Consider the following 16857-nt stretch of genomic DNA (forward strand, 5'->3'; position numbering starts at 1 on the left):
CTTTGCACCTTTGTGCATCGTGTACATGAAAAAATATTCATGGCGCGGTTTCAACAATTGGGAGGAATTAAATGTCATTTTCTAATTTGACACGTCGTGGTCTGATCAAGACCAGTGCCGCAGCCGGCGCTGGCCTTGCACTGCCGACGTATCTTAGCGCGGCATCACATGCCGGATATACCAACGCCCCCGAGGGCGACACGGTCACGCTTGGCTTTAACGTACCGCAATCTGGCCCCTACGCTGACGAAGGTGCCGACGAGCTGCGCGCATTCGAGCTGGCAGTCGAGCACCTGAACGGTGGCGGCGACGGCGGCATGATGCAAACCTTCAGCTCCAAGGCGCTGAACGGCACGGGCATCTTAGGCAAAAAGGTCCAGTATGTAACCGGCGACACGCAAACAAAATCTGACGCGGCGCGCGCGTCTGCCAAGTCGATGATCGAAAAAGACGGCGCTGTCATGATCTCCGGCGGTTCGTCCTCCGGTGTGGCTGTGGCCGTACAAGCGCTGTGCCAAGAGGCCGGCGTTATCTTTATGGCGGGTCTGACCCACGCCAACGACACGACGGGTAAAGACAAGCGGGCCAACGGTTTCCGCCACTTCTTTAACTCCTACATGTCCGGTGCCGCCCTCGCGCCGATCCTTGCCAATGAATACGGCAAAGACCGCAAGGCCTATCACCTGACTGCCGACTACAACTGGGGTTATACCACAGAAGAAGCCGTTCGTTCCTCGACCGAAGCCTTGGGTTGGGAAACTGTGAACGCGGTTAAAACACCACTGACACAAACCGACTTCTCGGCGTATATCGCGCCTGTTCTGCAGTCCGGTGCCGACGTTCTGGTTCTGAACCACTACGGCGGGAACATGGTGAACTCGCTGACCAACGCGGTTCAGTTTGGCCTGCGCGACAAGATGGTCAACGGCAAGAAGTTCGAAATCGTTGTGCCGCTCTACTCCGAGCTGATGGCCCGCGGTGCGGGTGCCAACATCAAAGGCATCCTTGGTTCGCAAAACTGGGATTGGAAGCTCGAAGACCAACTGGGTTCGCGCTACTCTGGTACAAACGCCTTTGTTCAGTCCTTTGGCACCAAATACGGCTTCCCACCATCGCAGGCCGCGCACACATGCTATGTGCAGACCATGCTTTATGCTGACGCGGTTACACGCGCCGGTTCGTTCAACCCATGTGCGGTTGTCGAAGCGCTGGAAGGCTTTGAATTCGACGGTATGGGCAACGGTCCAACATTGTACCGCGCGGATGACCACCAGTGCTTTAAGGACGTTGTCGTTGTGAAGGGTAAAGAAAACCCAGAAAACGAATACGATCTGGTGGAAATCGTCGAAGTTACACCAGCCGATCAAGTGACATATGCACCTGATCACGAACAGTTCGCAGGCGGTAGCCTGGGTTCATGTAACGCTGGCGCATAATCGCACCGTAAATTTGCGGGGCGGGCCACGCCGCCTGCCCCGCAGCACCACTTAATACAGCAGTACCAACCGACAGCGACCTCGCCCGATTTCGGGCGCGCAATACGTGTGACAGATGGGATAGACCATGGACGCAATTCTTCTTCAAATATTGAACGGTCTAGACAAGGGGTCCGCCTATGCGCTGATTGCCTTGGGGCTGACCCTGATTTTCGGCACCTTGGGCGTGGTCAACTTTGCCCACGGTGCGTTGTTCATGATCGGGTCATTCTGTGCGGTGACCTTTAGCAAATTCCTAACCCTCAGCCACACCATCATTGATGACACGCGCAAGGATTTCTTGGGCAATCCGATGAAGGTCGACGTGCCCTATATCCATGAAATCGTTGGGCAAACGGCAGGTGACACGATCATAGATTGGGCCGTGCCGCTGTCGATCCTCTTTGCGATCCCCGTGATGATTGCCATTGGTTTCATCATGGAACGCGGGCTGATCAAGCATTTCTACAAGCGCCCCCATGCAGACCAAATTCTGGTGACATTCGGCCTTGCGATCGTGCTGCAAGAGGTCATCAAGTTCTTCTACGGTGCCAACCCGATCCCGACCCCTGCCCCCGCAGTGTTCGCCGGATCGTTTGATTTTGGCGCGATGCTGGGCTTTGATCCCAACACCATCATCTATCCCTACTGGCGCTTGGTATACTTTGGCTTTGCCGCTGTGATCATCGGCGCTGTGTTTGCGTTCTTGCAATTCACCACCTTTGGGATGGTCGTGCGCGCCGGTATGGCAGACCGCGAAACCGTTGGCCTGCTGGGCATCAACATCGATAAACGGTTCACCATCATGTTCGGTATCGCTGCGGCCGTGGCCGGTTTGGCAGGTGTGATGTACGCGCCGATCAATTCGCCCAATTATCATATGGGTATGGATTTTCTGGTGCTTAGCTTTGTTGTGGTCGTTGTCGGCGGCATGGGCTCTCTGCCCGGTGCTGTGCTGGCGGGCTTCTTGCTTGGTATTTTGGAAAGCTTTGCCTCGATGTCGGCCGTGCTAGAGCTGATCCCAGGCATCAACCAGATCATCATCTACCTTGTTGCAATCATCATTTTGCTTACGCGTCCCCGTGGTCTGATGGGCCGCAAAGGCGTGATGGAGGAATAAACCATGTTTGGACTATCAAAAAGAGACGCGGGCCTCCTCTTTGTTGTGGCATTGCTTTGCCTCTTTGCCCCCTTCATCCTGAACCCCTTCCCCGAAGGCTCTGCCATGGCGCAGTTCAACGGGGGCTATCCTGACCTGATGCAACGTCTGGTGATCTTTGGGATCTTTGCCATCGGCTTTAACATTCTGTTCGGCCTGACCGGCTATCTCAGCTTTGGTCACGCGGCCTTTTTGGGTGTCGGATCTTATGCGGCCATCTGGATGATGAAGCTGCTGACGATGAATGTGATCCCTGCGATCATGGTCTCGGTCTTGGTGGCGGGCTTGTTCTCGTTGCTGGTGGGGTGGATTTCATTGCGCCGCTCGGGCATCTATTTCTCGATCCTGACCTTGGCCTTTGCACAAATGTCCTATGCGTTGGCCTATTCGGTTCTGACGCCAATCACTGGCGGTGAAACCGGATTGCAGCCAAAATACACCGATCCGCGCATTCTGGACGGGGCATTACCCGCTGGCCAATCCCCCCGCGCCAACCTGTTCGGTCTGGACATGAAGGCCAGCACACAGCTGCAACTGGGCGACTGGGTATTTACCTTTAACGCGGGCTATTACATCGCCGCTGCCATCATGCTGGTCGCCTTTTACCTGTCGATCCGCATCTTCCGGTCCCCGCTTGGCATGATGTTGCGCGCTGTGAAATCAAACCAGCAGCGGATGAACTATACCGGTCTCAACTCCAAACCCTATACGCTTGCGGCCTTTGTGATCTCGGGCATGTATGCCGGTCTTGCGGGTGGCTTGCTGGTGGCGATGGATACCCAAGTGGGCGCGGAACGCATGTTCTGGACAGCCTCGGGTGAGGTCGTGTTGATGACGATCCTTGGCGGTGCAGGTACGCTTATCGGGCCGATCCTGGGTGCGGGTTTCATCAAGTACATGGAAAACATCGTCTCCAAGATCAACGACAACGTTCTGCATGGCTGGTTTTCCTTCATGCCCGACGGCATCGAAAACTTTATGGTCACGATCATCCACCCCTTCGTGGGCAAAGGTTGGCACCTGACATTGGGCCTGCTGTTCATGCTGGTCGTGATCTTCCTGCCCGGCGGTCTGGTCGAAGGCGGTCAACGCATCGGCAACTTGTTTAGACGCAAGAAAGCCGACCCTAAAACGCCTGATGGCACCACAACAACACCTGCAGAATAAGGAGCGGACGCGATGAATATTCTTGAAATCAAAAACGTCAACAAGCGCTTTGGCGGTCTGCAAGCCCTCGGGAATGTGAACCTGAATGTCGCTGAAAATTCGGTTCACACCATCATCGGGCCGAACGGTGCGGGCAAATCCACCCTGCTGAACGTTCTGGTGGGCAAACTGATCCCCGATACCGGGTCGGTCATGTTTGACGGGCAATCGGTGCTGGGGCGCAAACCCTATGAAATCAACCAGATGGGCATTTCACGCGTGTTCCAGACCCCCGAAATTTTTGGCGATCTGAGCGTGCAAGAAAACATGCTGATCCCCTGCTTTGCCAAGCGCGACGGGGCATTTGCAATGAACGGCTATAACGCCATCGGCAGTCACCGCGACGTGTTGGACAAGGCCGAGGAAATGCTGGTCGAGATGAAGCTGGCGGATAAACGTCACATGCATGCGGCGTCTATGTCGCGCGGTGACAAACGCCGTCTAGAGATCGCGATGTGCCTGGCCCAAGATCCCCGGCTTTTGTTGCTGGATGAACCGACGGCCGGTATGGCGCGCGCCGATACCAACAACACCATTGATCTACTGAAACAGATCAAAGAGGAGCGTGACATCACCATCGCGATCATCGAACATGACATGCATGTGGTGTTCTCACTGGCCGAACGGATCACGGTGCTGGCCCAAGGCACGCCTTTGGTCGAAGACACCCCCGATAACATCAAAGGCCACCCCAAGGTCCGCGAAGCGTATTTGGGCGAAACCCAAGTCGCCGCATGATGCAGGGCGGGGTCTGCCCCGCACCTCTCGTAAGGATAATGCTATGAACACCACCCCCGATTTTTCCAATAACGCCAACCACGCGGCGACCGCCCCCGCCTATCTATCGGTGTGGGACATCCACGCCTATTACGGCGAAAGCTATATCGTGCAAGGCGTCAGCTTTAACGTGCACGAGGGTGAAATCCTCGCCCTGCTGGGCCGTAACGGTGCGGGAAAAACCTCTACCCTGCGGACACTTGCACAGATCGGCGATCCGGAACTGCGCAAGGGCGAAGTGTGGCTAGACCACCAACCCTTGCACAAGATGGCCAGCCACGAGGCATCGGCCTGTGGCATGGCATTGGTGCCAGAAGACCGCCGCATCATCGCTGGTTTGACGGTCGAGGAAAACCTGCAGCTTGCCCAAATCGCACCGCCTATCGGTTGGTCGCTGGAGCGCATCTACGAATTGTTTCCCCGCCTCAAAGAGCGCCGCAAGCAAGAAGGTGTGACGCTGTCGGGCGGCGAACAGCAAATGCTGGCCATAGCCCGCGCCTTGGCCCGCGACATCAAGGTGTTGCTGCTGGATGAACCTTACGAGGGTCTGGCCCCGGTGATCGTGGACGAGATTGAAAAAACGCTGACGCTGATCAAATCCCAAGGCATCACGACCATTCTGGTGGAACAAAACGCCGTGCGTGCGCTGAAGCTGGCGGATCGTGCGGTGATCATGGACACGGGCAGCGTCGTATTTGACGGCACCGCCGAAGAGGTTCTGAACAACGCCGAACTGCGCGCGGAATACCTCGCCATCTAAAACCAACAGCAGCGGGGGGCGCGGAATTTTTCAAAAATTCCGGTCCGGAAAATTTGAAATTTTCCGCCCCCGCTGCGGCTTTACGGCTTTAACAGCGCCCGCAGTTCCGTCTTGAGGACCTTACCGTAGTTGTTCTTGGGCAGGCTCTCGACCCTGATATAGGTCTTGGGCCGTTTGAACCGCGCAATCCGGTTTAGGCACAGCGCATCCAGTTCCGCCTCCGGCACCTGCCCGACGATGAACGCCACCACTTCCTCTCCCCACTCCGCATGGGCGCGCCCGATGACTGACGCTTCGATTATGCCCGCATGTTCCAACAAGACTTCTTCGACCTCGCGGGGATACACGTTTGATCCGCCAGTGATGATCACATCCTTGCTGCGGTCTTGTAGGGTGACGAACCCTTCGTCATCCATCATCCCCACATCCCCCGTCATCAGCCAGCCGTCCTTCAACGTCGCCTCGGTCGCGCCGGGATTGTTCCAATAGCCCGGCATCACGGTCTGCCCGCGCACCATAATTTCGCCCGCCACGCCATGTGCAACGGGCGTACCGCCGGCATCGCCAATCCGCACCTCAACCGCGGCCTGCGCGCGTCCGACCGACCCCAATCTGTCCCGCCAATTGGGATGCTCACGATCCGCGACACAAGCGCGGGGCAGCGCCGTTATCCCCATCGGGCATTCGCCCTGCCCGTATATCTGCACGAACACGGGGCCAAAGTGATCGACCGCATCGATGATATCGGCGGTGTACATCGGGCCACCTGCATAGACGATCGTGCGCAGCCCACCGCCGCTGCGCCCCAATGCCCGCGCGCCATCGGTCAACCGTTTCACCATCGTGGGGGCCGCGAACATATGCACCCGGCCAAAATGTTCTGCCAGATCCAGAATTTCGGGCACATCAAACCCGCCCGATGCGGGGCAAACATGGCGCGCCCCCGCCTGCACATGCATCAGATTATACAACCCCGCCCCATGGCTGAGTGGCGCAGCATAAAGCGCTGTATCCGCGCCCGACACCTGATCCACATCGACCCCGTAACACAGCGCCATCGAAAGCCCCATGCCGTGGGTGATGATCACGCCCTTGGGCTTGCCCGTGGTCCCCGAGGTATAGAACAGCCACGCCAGATCATCAGCCCCACGGTCTGCCACCGCATCCACCGGCACCGCGGCCAAAATCGCGCGATACGCATCAGAGGGCGCGACCACCACATGGTGATCTTGGCGCAGTCCGTCGGTCAAATCAGGGCTGGCGAACACCAGCGTTGCACCGGAATCGTCCAGTATATAATCAGCCTCGCGACCGTGCAGCTTGGCATTGATCGGCACCACAGCAGCGCCCGCATACCAAGTGCCGTAGAACAGGATCAGATATTCGGGCGTGTTCTTCATAAAGATCGCCACGCGGTCGCCGGGTTTTATCCCTTGGGCCTGCAACCATCCCGCCACAGCCCGCGCGCCCGCATCAAATTCGGCATAGTTTGCAACCTGTGTTTCGCCCAAGAACAAGGCGGGCCGTTCCCCGCCCGCCTGCGCGCTGCGCGCCAGCCAATCTGCTAGATTCATGGTGAATGCCCCTTTGTTTACCGCAGTTTGGCAAGGCGCTGCCCTATAGGCAACTGGTTGCTTTCCATAACCGCGCCCATGTCCTATAAGACAGCAGCTTTGGGGCTGAGGCATTCGCGCCCCGCGTTATATACTGGCTGAGGAACAAAATGACAAAAAACACCCATGACGCAGATGTGGCATTTATCCGTGCGCTTGCCGAATTGTTGAATGAAAACGACCTGACCGAGCTTCAGGTCAAGCGTGATTATGCCGAGGACGACAGCCTGAATGTGCGGGTCAGCCGCAAGCCCCCTCAGCAGATCGTCGCACCACAACAGATGCAGGCCGCACCCGCGCCAATGGCGTCTCCGGCCCCTGGAAACATGGCGGCCCCGGCCCCATCCGCAGCAGAAAATGCCGATCCGGCGTCCGATCCCGGCGCGGTTGTATCGCCCATGGTTGGCACGATCTATATGCAAGCCGAACCCGGCGCACCGGCCTTTATCAGCGTTGGTACCACCGTCGCCGAAGGTGACACATTGCTGATCGTCGAAGCCATGAAAACGATGAACCACATCCCTGCCCCGCGTGCAGGCACGGTCAAGCGTATCTTGGTCGAAGATGGCGCAGCCGTCGAATTCGGCGCACCTTTGGTGATCCTGGAATAAGGCGTAAACCAATGTTCAAGAAAATCCTTATCGCCAACCGGGGCGAGATCGCGTTACGCGTGATCCGCGCCGCGCGCGAAATGGGCATCGAATCTGTCGCGGTACATTCCACCGCGGATAGCGATGCAATGCATGTGCGCATGGCCGACGAATCTGTTTGCATCGGCCCGCCGTCGTCCCAGCAATCCTATCTGTCGATCCCGTCGATCATCGCGGCTTGCGAGATTACAGGCGCCGAAGCGATCCACCCCGGATACGGCTTTCTGTCTGAAAACGCGGGCTTTGTGCAGATCATCGAAGACCACGGTTTGACCTTTATCGGCCCCACAGCCGCGCATATCCGCATCATGGGTGACAAGATCACCGCCAAAGACACGATGAAGGAACTGGGCGTGCCCTGTGTTCCCGGTTCTGACGGCGGCGTTGCAACGCTGGAAGACGCCAAGCGTATTGGCGAAGAAGTCGGGTATCCCGTGATCATCAAAGCCACGGCTGGCGGCGGCGGCAAGGGCATGAAAGTCGCGCAAACCGCGGCTGACATGGAACGCGCCTTTATGACGGCCCGCGCCGAGGGCAAATCGAACTTTGGCAATGACGAAGTTTATATCGAGAAATACCTGACCACGCCGCGCCACATCGAGATTCAGGTGTTCGGTGATGGCAAAGGCCGCGCTGTACATTTGGGTGAACGCGATTGTTCGCTGCAACGCCGCCACCAAAAGGTGTTCGAGGAAGCCCCCGGCCCCTCGATCACGGAGTCCGAGCGTGCGCGCATTGGTAAAGTCTGTGCCGATGCGATGGCCAACATCAACTACATCGGTGCCGGCACAATCGAATTCCTATACGAGAACGGCGAATTCTATTTCATCGAGATGAACACCCGCTTGCAGGTCGAACACCCTGTGACCGAAGGCATCTTTGACGTTGATCTGGTGCGCGAACAAATCCGCGTGGCGTCCGGCATGGACATGTCCTTCACCCAAGAAGACCTCAAGATCAACGGTCACGCGATTGAAGTCCGGATTAACGCGGAAAAGCTGCCTAACTTCTCGCCCTGCCCCGGTAAAATCACACAGTACCATGCGCCCGGTGGTCTTGGTGTGCGGATGGACAGCGCGCTTTATGATGGCTATTCGATCCCGCCCTATTACGACAGCTTGATCGGCAAGCTGATCGTGCATGGCCGTGATCGCCCCGAAGCCTTGGCGCGCTTGAAACGTGCCTTGGGCGAGCTGATCGTGGACGGTGTCGATACGACAATCCCGCTGTTTCACGCGCTGTTGGAAGAAAAAGATGTGCTGACAGGGGATTACAACATCCACTGGCTGGAACATTGGCTTGAAACCAACCTGGGCGATGCCTGACCTAACGCCCGAGCTTTTATTACAAGGCTATGCCATGGGGATTTTCCCCATGGCCGAACACCGCGACGACCCGGATATTTTCTGGGTCGATCCGCGTTTACGGGGTGTGTTCCCAATCGACGGGTTCCACATCTCGCGCAGTCTGGCCCGCACGATGCGCCGCACCCCCTTTATCGTGTCGATCAACACCGCGTTTTCTGACGTCGTGACAGGCTGTGCCGACCGTGAAGACACATGGATCAACGCCGAAATCTTTGCGCTGTACCAAGCACTGCATGACCGTGGTGCCGCGCATTCAATCGAGGTATGGGACGGCGATGATCTGGTTGGGGGCGTTTACGGCGTCACGCTGGGGGCCGCGTTTTTCGGGGAAAGCATGTTTTCGCGCCGCGATAACGCGTCGAAAATCGCCTTGGCCTGTCTGATTGACCGGCTCAAACGGGGTGGGTTCACGTTGTTTGATACGCAATTCCTCACGCCGCATCTTGCGTCGCTGGGCGCGGTCGAGATTACCCGGGACGCCTATCACACCCGTCTAGAAGAGGCATTGGAACTGACCGCTGATTTCGAGGGGCCTGCCCCGTCGACACCTCAGGACGTGGTGCAGCGGATGACCCAGATGTCATAGCGCGGATGCTCAAGCGCCGACAAAGCCGGGGAAGAGGCGATCATCCAGCCGGAAAACAGCCGATTTTCATTCCCGAACTCAACAATCTCAAGCTCGGCAAAGGCATCGCCTGCAGGGTTTCCTGCGGGAAAGCGGCAATCGTTCATCTGAATGGCCAAGCTGCCCGCGCGCACAATCTGGCCGCGCTTGATCTCGAAATCTTTGGCTTCGCCAGATATCTTATCCAAGGCACGCAGCACCGCGCCATCGGCGCTGGTCACCTGTTGCGCCTGTACAGGGGTTGCCAGTAACGCCAGCAAGATCAACATCTTACGCATCAGTCATTTCCTTGGCCTGAAACGAATTTCATCAAAAGCGAGATCAGGCTGATCGCCCCTTGGGTGTCGCTGATCGCATCCCCGTCCGACAAGTAAAACGGTGATCCGCCCGGCACGATTTCCATGTAATTACCGCCCAATAGCCCCTCGGAAGACACGACAAGCGCGCTGTCGTCGGGGATTTCGATGCCATGGGCCACTGATACAACCGTGTCAGCGCGGTAGGTTTCGGCGTTCAGTGTCAGACCTGTGACCTTGCCGATATTGACCCCGGCCAGCCGCAGGTCAGTGCCCACATCAATGCCTTCGATACTGCGAAAGCTGGCTTTTAGGGCGTAGCTGTCTGACGACCGCCCGATGCCAGCTGCCTGCCCCGCATAGATGATAAAGCCCAATGCAGCGGCCAAAACGACACCGCCCACCATGATTTCTGGCAGGTCATCACGCATGGGTTATTCCGGGCTCCAAGCCTCGTAATCGCCGCGGTCTGCCGGGTGTTCGCGGCGGATAGACCCCGCAGGTGCATAGGCCAACGCCGTACCTGTCAGATTTTCCTGATGCGGCTTTTCCCAGTGTTTGTGCGTCAAAGGGCGGTCTTGTGGGGTTTCATCCCAAGTGTGGTGCAGCCAGCCATGCCAATCGGGGTTCACCCGCGAGGCTTCAATCTCTCCGCTAAAGATCACCCAGCGTTTGCTGTCGTCAACGTTGCGATAGTAGATATTGCCCTCGGCATCTTCGCCCACCTTGGTGCCCTTGCGCCAAGTAAACAGCTGCGTGTTCAGGGTCTGGCCGTTCCACCATGTGACGGCGCGCAAGAAAGAAGATAGAATGCCCATTTAGGTCTCCTGAAGCTTTGGTTTGTCTATGCCCGATTGGTGGGGCAACGTCTAGTCATCGCTGGCGGCACGGCCCCTGAATTTAACCGCCTAACCCTGCTTTGACCCTGATTTTGCTGCGAAAAGCCGCCCATTGCGCAGATGTATCAATTTTTTGCAATTTTGGGTCCCTTACCCTATATTAAGGTCTACAGGCATAAAAGGATCTGTATCCGCCGGAAGAACTGGCTTGAGGTCCTTTTGTATGATACGAGAAACGCATACCGATTGAGGGGTAGAGCAATGACAACTGACGGTTTCGGCAACGGCCTTCCCCGTGATGGCTTTGGCAACGGATAAGGCTAAGCTGCTTTAGACGATGATTGTGCGCGCATTCCTCATTATATTTGGCGCGTTACTAACCCTTTGTACCCTTTGCATATTCCTGTTGATCCTGCTGCCCTTGGCATCGGCCAGCTTATCCAGCGTTTATGCATTATTTCCTAACGACCCCAATCCGCAATACACGTCATTCCTGACCGCGACCGGCACCATCGTTGCTGCGATTTCGGTGGTTGCGGCGATCCTGACCTTTTGGTTCAGCACCCGCGCCGCCCGTCATGCGCAGCGCAAGCAGCACACGATCACGGTCTTGCTGGAAACGCGGCTGAGTTCGGAATTCCAGGGCACCATCGAAAAACGGCGCGCCTATTTCCCTGAATATACCGATGTGGCCTTTGATGACTGGAACGCCGCGCGCAACGCCATGCCGCCCCCCGGCGCGTCCTTAGATGTTATTGCGGAACATAAGGTTAGACGGGACAGCGCCCTCGCCCTGACGACGCTGTTGAATTATTACGAATTCCTTGCGGTTGGCATCACCGAGGGGGATCTGGACGAGGACATGCTGAAAAAGACGCTCAGGTCCATCATGTGCAATCTGGTCGATGATTCCAGACATCTTATTGCCGGCATGCAACAGATTAACCCTAACACATACGAGCATCTGACGGCCCTTTATGGTCAATGGCGCAAGCATAATGCCCGCGACATTAACGGCAGCCCGAACGAGCGTCCCATCCCGCGCCTGCGTTAGACGGCGGGGACCAGTGCTGTGACCTCGATCTCGATGCGGTATTTATCGTCGATCAATCCGCATTCAATCATCGTCGCAGCAGGTGGGTTTTCGCCAAAGGCTGCGGACAAAATCGGCCAGCAAGGTTCAAACTCGGCCCGGTCCGGCAGGTAATAGTTCACCCGCACCACGTCTGCCATCGTACATCCGGCTTTTTCCAACGCGTTCTCAATCGTGGTTAACGCAGCGCGGCATTGATCGGTGACCGTGTCACCCTGCCCCACGGTGCCCGCAACATGCGCAAAACCGCCTGCAACGACCGCGCGGCAATAGCCGATCTTGGCCTCAAACTCACCGCCCGAAGATATACGCTGTATCATGGTTTATCCTTTGTGAAATACCTGCGACCCAGTCAGACCCAATCGCCGATCTGTCGTCAAGATGTGAAAATACCAAACCACCCAAAGCCCTGCCATTAAACGAAAAAAGCGCACCCATCAGGGCGCGCTTTGATCAATTAATATGGGCGAAGCTTAGCCTGCGGTTGCGGGCTCTTTCTCGGCTTCGGCGTGGATCATCAGCGGTGCTGCGTCCGACATCACGGCCTCTTCGTTCACCACAACCTCGGTCACGGTATCCATTCCGGGCAGATCGAACATGGTATCCAGCAAGATATCCTCAAGAATGGACCGCAGACCACGGGCACCGGTTTTACGCTCAATCGCACGTTTCGCGATGGCAGACAGCGCATCTTCGGTAAAGGTCAGCTGCGTGTCTTCAATCTCGAACAGGCGTTGGTATTGCTTGACCAGCGCGTTTTTGGGCTGGGTCAGAATGGTCACAAGCGCGTCTTCATCCAGGTCTTCCAGCGTCGCCAAAACAGGCAGACGGCCGACGAATTCTGGGATCAAACCGAACTTCAACAGGTCTTCTGGTTCCAGATCGGTGAAAATCTCGCCGATGCCGCGGGCATCTTTGTCGCGTACATCCGCACCAAAGCCCATGGCCGACCCTTTGCCGCGTGCGGCAATGATCCGGTCAAGACCCGCAAAGGCCCCGCCACAGATGAACAGGATGTTGGTCGTATCCACCTGCAGGAATTCCTGCTGCGGGTGCTTGCGGCCCCCTTGTGGTGGAACGGATGCAACCGTGCCTTCCATCAGCTTCAGCAACGCTTGCTGAACGCCCTCGCCCGACACATCGCGTGTGATCGACGGGTTTTCGGATTTGCGCGTGATTTTATCAACTTCGTCAATATAAACGATGCCGCGCTGCGCACGTTCAACGTTGTATTCGGACGATTGCAGCAGCTTTAGGATAATGTTTTCAACGTCTTCGCCGACATAACCCGCTTCGGTCAATGTGGTGGCGTCGGCCATTGTGAACGGCACATCCAGAATGCGCGCCAGCGTTTGTGCCAGCAGCGTTTTACCGCAACCGGTTGGGCCGATCAGCAGAATGTTGGATTTCGCCAGTTCGATATCACCGCCCTTTTGGGCGTGGTTCAAACGTTTATAGTGGTTGTGCACCGCAACGGACAAAACGCGTTTGGCCATCGCCTGACCGATCACATAATCGTCCAGCACATCACAAATATCTTTTGGTGTGGGCACGCCATCGGTGGCTTTCAGGCCGGATGCCTTGGTCTCTTCGCGGATGATGTCCATGCACAGCTCGACGCATTCATCACAGATGAACACAGTCGGCCCCGCAATCAGCTTGCGCACCTCGTGCTGGCTTTTACCACAAAAGCTGCAGTAGAGAGTGTTTTTGCTATCGCCGCTGGTCGTATTCGCCATTTCAACCCTTTCAGGTCTGTCTTGTGATCTTGCCCACCTTGCGGCAGTGCAGTTTTGTTTTTTGCTCCGGGGCAGCTTAGGCTAGCGGTGCGCGGTCCACAATCGCAAAATCATGAACCACGCACGCCTTATTTACTTGCCTTTTTTATCGGCGTCCGGGTCGTCCATTTTACCGCGGTTTTCCACGATTTCGTCGATCAGACCCCAGTCTTTTGCTTCTTCCGGGGACATAAAGTTATCACGCTCCAGCGCCGCTTCGACTTTCTCAAGCGACTGGCCGGTGTGTTTTACATAGATCTCGTTCAGGCGCGTTTTCAGCTTTTGCGTTTCTTGCGCGTGGATCATGATATCGGTCGCCTGACCCTGATACCCGCCAGAGGGCTGGTGCACCATTACACGGCTGTTGGGCAGCGAGAAACGCATGCCGGGTTCACCCGCTTGCAACAGCAGCGACCCCATCGATGCGGCCTGACCGATGACCAGCGTTGATACCTTGGGTTTGATGTATTGCATGGTGTCGTAGATCGACAAACCGGATGTCACAACGCCGCCGGGGCTGTTGATATACATCGAAATTTCTTTCGAGGGGTTCTCGGCCTCGAGGTGCAGCAACTGCGCGACGATCAACGACGACATGCCATCATGCACAGGACCGGAGAGGAAAATAATCCGCTCTTTCAGCAGACGCGAGAAAATGTCGTAAGCGCGTTCGCCCCGGCTGGTTTGTTCAACCACCATGGGGACAAGCGTGTTCATATAGGTATCGTGTGGATCGTTCATAAGCCTGCCTGATTGTGCCGTCCGCAGGACCATACCCGCGAAACCCTTACTCACAGATTAGTCTCGCCATACTTGGGGTTCAAGGGGTGCTGGCCCATCCATTCGGTGACTGGGGGCCGTTGTCCGCAGGTTTCAGTCCAAGGTGCTGCCCGCTGCGCGCTGATATACCGCCGCTCGGGACACGAAATGCGCCATCTTGCCAAACAGAAAAATATCGAAAAATTTATCAATGTCGCGGCGATGCCCGCCACGTGTCACAAAACCTTCATTCCATTTGCACAGCTTTGTGACATATTAAAACGATGTTTCGCGGCATCACAGCAAACATGCAGGAGCTGCCATGACCCGCCATGATATCCTTAACGATCCGTCTATCGGTAATAAGGCCGAGGCCTATGAAGCCTTTGACGATATCCCCACAAACCCCAACCTTGAGCGCACGATTGGCGATGTCATCAATGCCCGCTACGGCCGCCGCGACATCTTGCGCGGGATGCTGGGTGTGACCGCGACAACCACGCTGTTTGGCACCTCGGCCATGGTGGCCCCGCATCAGGCGAACGCCGCCGCGCCCACCAGCCGCTATGCCTTTGATGAATTGACGTGGGGGAACGACGAAACCCACCACGTGGCCGATGGCTATGACGCGCAGGTTTTGCTGCGGTGGGGCGATCCGATCACTGCTGACGCGCCCGAATTTGACGTGATGAACCAGACCGCCGCCGCGCAGTTGCAACAGTTCGGCTACAACAACGACTATGTCGGGTTCGTGCCGCTGAACGATGATGGCACGCGCGGGTTGCTGTGTGTGAACCACGAATACACCAACGAAGAGGTGATGTTCCCCGGTCTTGGCCGTCAGGACCGCGCCGGGTTTTCCGGCATGACGCCTGAGCTGATCGACATTGAAATGGCTGCCCATGGTGGATCGGTTGTCGAGATTGCCAAGGATGCAAACGGCGCATGGCAGGTTGTGCGCGACGGCAAAATGAACCGCCGCATCAGCCCGCTGGACACGGCGATGACGTTGGATGGCCCTGCCGCAGGTCATGCGCGCCTGAAAACCAACGATGACCCAAGCGGGACCAAGGTGATCGGCACACTGAACAACTGCGCTGGCGGCCTGACCCCGTGGGGCACTTGGTTGATGGCCGAGGAAAACTTTCACGGGTATTACTGGACCGACAATCTGGATGCCGACGGCAAGCCGGTGATTGATCCCGCCAGCCGCGAAGCTGCCTCGCAGAAACGCTATGGCGTGCCGGGGATGTGGTATGCTTGGGGTCAGAAATACGACCGCTTCAACATCGACAAAGAACCCCACGCGCCCAATAAATTCGGCTGGGTGGTCGAGGTTGACCCGATGGACCCGACCTCTACCCCGATCAAGCATACTGCCTTGGGTCGCTTCCGCCATGAAGGGGCCGAAACAACAGTTAGCAGCGATGGCCGTGTGGTGGTCTACATGGGCGACGACAACCGCTTTGATTACCAGTATAAATACGTCTCGGGCGGCAAGGTATCCGACGACCGCGCGGCCAATTCCAAACTGCTCAGCGATGGCACGCTCTATGTCGCGCGCTTTGACGAAGATGGCACTGTCGCGTGGCTGCCGCTGATCCATGGCACGGGTCCGCTGACCGCCGAAAACGGGTTCAATGACCAAGGCGACGTGATGATCGACACGCGCATGGCCGCCGATCTGCTAGGGGCCACCCCGATGGACCGCCCCGAAGACGCGCAACCGCGCGGCGATGGTACGGCCTATATCATGCTGACCAACAATACCAAGCGCAGTCAGGATGACGTCAACGCCGCAAACCCCCGCCCTGAAAGCAGTTTCGGCCATATCATCGAGATCAAAGAACATGGTGGCAACCACGCTGCGACCACGGGCACATGGTCGATCTTGGTGAAATGTGGTGACCCATCGCTGGCCGAGGTGGGCGCGCAATGGAACCCGGACACATCGGAAAACGGATGGTTCGGCAGCCCCGACAACTGCGCCATCGACGCCGATGGGCGGCTGTGGGTCAGCACCGATCAGGGCGGCAGCTGGGCCAAGACGGGCAAGTCAGACGGGCTTTATGCCGTTGAAACCGAAGGCGATGCGCGCGGCACGTCCAAGCTGTTCTTCCGCTGCCCCGTCGGCGGGGAAATGTGCGGCCCCTACTTTACCGATGACGGCGAAACCCTGTTTGTCGCGGTTCAGCATCCGGGCACGGACGGGACAAAAAACCTGGCCGGGTTCGAGCGTAACAGCACATTCGAGGACCCCGCCACCCGTTGGCCTGACTTTGATCCCGCCATGCCACCGCGCCCGGCGGTGGTGGTGATCACCAAACAAGGCGGCGGTAAAATCGCTGTATAACAACGCCTTGAGCATTCTGCATTACGCCCGGAGTGACCGCTCCGGGCGTTTTCATGCGAAAGGTGTTTGACCAAGCGCATCGAATCATCTTTACAAAACTAGTTTTA

General features: G+C 57.0%; 17 protein-coding genes. 10 read left to right on the forward strand and 7 right to left on the reverse strand.

What is annotated here, in order from left to right; all coding sequences use genetic code 11:
- Nucleotides 1–71 precede the first annotated feature (71 nt).
- The 5 genes from AADJ11_RS11340 to AADJ11_RS11360 all read left to right on the forward strand — a co-directional run bounded on the left by AADJ11_RS11340 (nt 72) and on the right by AADJ11_RS11360 (nt 5377).
- On the forward strand, nt 72–1436 hold the full coding sequence (locus tag AADJ11_RS11340) for a substrate-binding protein (RefSeq protein ID WP_341234630.1): 1365 nt from the start codon (nt 72–74) through the stop codon (nt 1434–1436).
- A 127-nt stretch (nt 1437–1563) separates the two neighbouring features.
- Nucleotides 1564–2595, forward strand: coding sequence for a branched-chain amino acid ABC transporter permease (locus AADJ11_RS11345; RefSeq protein WP_341234631.1), 1032 nt, complete (start codon nt 1564–1566; stop codon nt 2593–2595).
- A gap of 3 nt (nt 2596–2598) precedes the next feature.
- Nucleotides 2599–3801, forward strand: a complete 1203-nt coding sequence (locus tag AADJ11_RS11350; RefSeq protein ID WP_341234632.1) for a branched-chain amino acid ABC transporter permease — start codon at nt 2599–2601, stop codon at nt 3799–3801.
- Between the two features lie 12 nt (nt 3802–3813).
- A complete protein-coding gene (locus AADJ11_RS11355) occupies nt 3814–4578 on the forward strand; it encodes an ABC transporter ATP-binding protein (protein ID WP_341234633.1) in 765 nt (254 codons plus the stop codon).
- Nucleotides 4579–4621: 43 nt separating this feature from the next.
- Nucleotides 4622–5377: an ABC transporter ATP-binding protein gene (locus AADJ11_RS11360; protein WP_341234634.1), complete on the forward strand. Its 756-nt coding sequence runs from the start codon at nt 4622–4624 to the stop codon at nt 5375–5377.
- Between the two features lie 80 nt (nt 5378–5457).
- On the opposite strand, the gene AADJ11_RS11365 is transcribed toward AADJ11_RS11360, so the two are convergent.
- A complete protein-coding gene (locus AADJ11_RS11365; protein WP_341234635.1) occupies nt 5458–6951 on the reverse strand; it encodes an AMP-binding protein in 1494 nt (497 codons plus the stop codon).
- 149 nt (nt 6952–7100) lie between these two features.
- Here AADJ11_RS11365 and accB point away from each other — a divergent pair, with 149 nt between their 5' ends.
- The 3 genes from accB to aat are packed head-to-tail and all read left to right on the forward strand — an operon-like array spanning nt 7101 to nt 9593.
- Nucleotides 7101–7601: an acetyl-CoA carboxylase biotin carboxyl carrier protein gene (accB, locus tag AADJ11_RS11370; RefSeq protein ID WP_341234636.1), complete on the forward strand. Its 501-nt coding sequence runs from the start codon at nt 7101–7103 to the stop codon at nt 7599–7601.
- 11 nt (nt 7602–7612) lie between these two features.
- Nucleotides 7613–8965 carry an acetyl-CoA carboxylase biotin carboxylase subunit gene (gene accC / locus AADJ11_RS11375; protein ID WP_341234637.1) on the forward strand — a complete coding sequence of 451 codons (1353 nt, stop codon included), beginning with the start codon at nt 7613–7615 and terminating at the stop codon, nt 8963–8965.
- The gene (gene aat, locus AADJ11_RS11380) at nt 8958–9593 is read left to right on the forward strand and encodes a leucyl/phenylalanyl-tRNA--protein transferase (RefSeq protein ID WP_341235012.1); all 636 of its coding nucleotides are present in this window, start codon (nt 8958–8960) and stop codon (nt 9591–9593) included. Before accC ends, aat begins: the two co-directional genes overlap by 8 nt.
- Here the strand turns inward: aat and AADJ11_RS11385 are convergent.
- Genes AADJ11_RS11385 through AADJ11_RS11395 form a run of 3 tightly spaced genes read right to left on the reverse strand, consistent with a single transcriptional unit; the run spans nt 9557 to nt 10746 of the window.
- The gene (locus AADJ11_RS11385; protein WP_341234638.1) at nt 9557–9910 is read right to left on the reverse strand and encodes a DUF2155 domain-containing protein; all 354 of its coding nucleotides are present in this window, start codon (nt 9908–9910) and stop codon (nt 9557–9559) included. The genes aat and AADJ11_RS11385 overlap by 37 nt on opposite strands.
- On the reverse strand, nt 9910–10359 hold the full coding sequence (gene mlaD, locus AADJ11_RS11390) for an outer membrane lipid asymmetry maintenance protein MlaD (protein ID WP_341234639.1): 450 nt from the start codon (nt 10357–10359) through the stop codon (nt 9910–9912). Before mlaD ends, AADJ11_RS11385 begins: the two co-directional genes overlap by 1 nt.
- Before the next feature lie 3 nt (nt 10360–10362).
- On the reverse strand, nt 10363–10746 hold the full coding sequence (locus tag AADJ11_RS11395; RefSeq protein WP_341234640.1) for an NADH:ubiquinone oxidoreductase subunit NDUFA12: 384 nt from the start codon (nt 10744–10746) through the stop codon (nt 10363–10365).
- Nucleotides 10747–11173: 427 nt separating this feature from the next.
- Here AADJ11_RS11395 and AADJ11_RS11400 point away from each other — a divergent pair, with 427 nt between their 5' ends.
- Nucleotides 11174–11821, forward strand: a complete 648-nt coding sequence (locus AADJ11_RS11400) for a DUF4760 domain-containing protein (protein WP_341234641.1) — start codon at nt 11174–11176, stop codon at nt 11819–11821.
- Here the strand turns inward: AADJ11_RS11400 and AADJ11_RS11405 are convergent.
- The 3 genes from AADJ11_RS11405 to AADJ11_RS11415 all read right to left on the reverse strand — a co-directional run bounded on the left by AADJ11_RS11405 (nt 11818) and on the right by AADJ11_RS11415 (nt 14379).
- Entirely contained in the window at nt 11818–12180 is a 363-nt protein-coding gene (locus AADJ11_RS11405) for a RidA family protein (RefSeq protein ID WP_341234642.1), read from the reverse strand. The two genes, AADJ11_RS11400 and AADJ11_RS11405, sit on opposite strands and share 4 nt — an antisense overlap.
- Before the next feature lie 153 nt (nt 12181–12333).
- Nucleotides 12334–13599, reverse strand: coding sequence for an ATP-dependent Clp protease ATP-binding subunit ClpX (gene clpX / locus AADJ11_RS11410; protein ID WP_341234643.1), 1266 nt, complete (start codon nt 13597–13599; stop codon nt 12334–12336).
- Between the two features lie 132 nt (nt 13600–13731).
- On the reverse strand, nt 13732–14379 hold the full coding sequence (locus AADJ11_RS11415) for an ATP-dependent Clp protease proteolytic subunit (protein WP_219580702.1): 648 nt from the start codon (nt 14377–14379) through the stop codon (nt 13732–13734).
- 340 nt (nt 14380–14719) lie between these two features.
- Here AADJ11_RS11415 and AADJ11_RS11420 point away from each other — a divergent pair, with 340 nt between their 5' ends.
- Nucleotides 14720–16750, forward strand: a complete 2031-nt coding sequence (locus AADJ11_RS11420; protein ID WP_341234644.1) for a PhoX family phosphatase — start codon at nt 14720–14722, stop codon at nt 16748–16750.
- Nucleotides 16751–16857: the final 107 nt, after the last annotated feature.

Source organism: uncultured Sulfitobacter sp., from assembly GCF_964021855.1.
Classification (GTDB): Bacteria; Pseudomonadota; Alphaproteobacteria; order Rhodobacterales; family Rhodobacteraceae; genus Sulfitobacter.

Excerpts from the sequence above, each read along its gene's own strand:
- clpX (WP_341234643.1), bottom strand. The coding sequence starts at position 13,599 with ATGGCGAATACGACCAGCGGCGATAGCAAAAACACTCTCTACTGCAGC.
- AADJ11_RS11355 (WP_341234633.1), top strand. The coding sequence starts at position 3,814 with ATGAATATTCTTGAAATCAAAAACGTCAACAAGCGCTTTGGCGGTCTG.
- AADJ11_RS11415 (WP_219580702.1), bottom strand. The coding sequence starts at position 14,379 with ATGAACGATCCACACGATACCTATATGAACACGCTTGTCCCCATGGTG.
- accC (WP_341234637.1), top strand. The coding sequence starts at position 7,613 with ATGTTCAAGAAAATCCTTATCGCCAACCGGGGCGAGATCGCGTTACGC.
- mlaD (WP_341234639.1), bottom strand. The coding sequence starts at position 10,359 with ATGCGTGATGACCTGCCAGAAATCATGGTGGGCGGTGTCGTTTTGGCC.
- AADJ11_RS11340 (WP_341234630.1), top strand. The coding sequence starts at position 72 with ATGTCATTTTCTAATTTGACACGTCGTGGTCTGATCAAGACCAGTGCC.
- AADJ11_RS11360 (WP_341234634.1), top strand. The coding sequence starts at position 4,622 with ATGAACACCACCCCCGATTTTTCCAATAACGCCAACCACGCGGCGACC.
- AADJ11_RS11350 (WP_341234632.1), top strand. The coding sequence starts at position 2,599 with ATGTTTGGACTATCAAAAAGAGACGCGGGCCTCCTCTTTGTTGTGGCA.
- aat (WP_341235012.1), top strand. The coding sequence starts at position 8,958 with ATGCCTGACCTAACGCCCGAGCTTTTATTACAAGGCTATGCCATGGGG.
- AADJ11_RS11405 (WP_341234642.1), bottom strand. The coding sequence starts at position 12,180 with ATGATACAGCGTATATCTTCGGGCGGTGAGTTTGAGGCCAAGATCGGC.
- AADJ11_RS11420 (WP_341234644.1), top strand. The coding sequence starts at position 14,720 with ATGACCCGCCATGATATCCTTAACGATCCGTCTATCGGTAATAAGGCC.
- AADJ11_RS11345 (WP_341234631.1), top strand. The coding sequence starts at position 1,564 with ATGGACGCAATTCTTCTTCAAATATTGAACGGTCTAGACAAGGGGTCC.
- accB (WP_341234636.1), top strand. The coding sequence starts at position 7,101 with ATGACAAAAAACACCCATGACGCAGATGTGGCATTTATCCGTGCGCTT.
- AADJ11_RS11395 (WP_341234640.1), bottom strand. The coding sequence starts at position 10,746 with ATGGGCATTCTATCTTCTTTCTTGCGCGCCGTCACATGGTGGAACGGC.
- AADJ11_RS11385 (WP_341234638.1), bottom strand. The coding sequence starts at position 9,910 with ATGCGTAAGATGTTGATCTTGCTGGCGTTACTGGCAACCCCTGTACAG.
- AADJ11_RS11365 (WP_341234635.1), bottom strand. The coding sequence starts at position 6,951 with ATGAATCTAGCAGATTGGCTGGCGCGCAGCGCGCAGGCGGGCGGGGAA.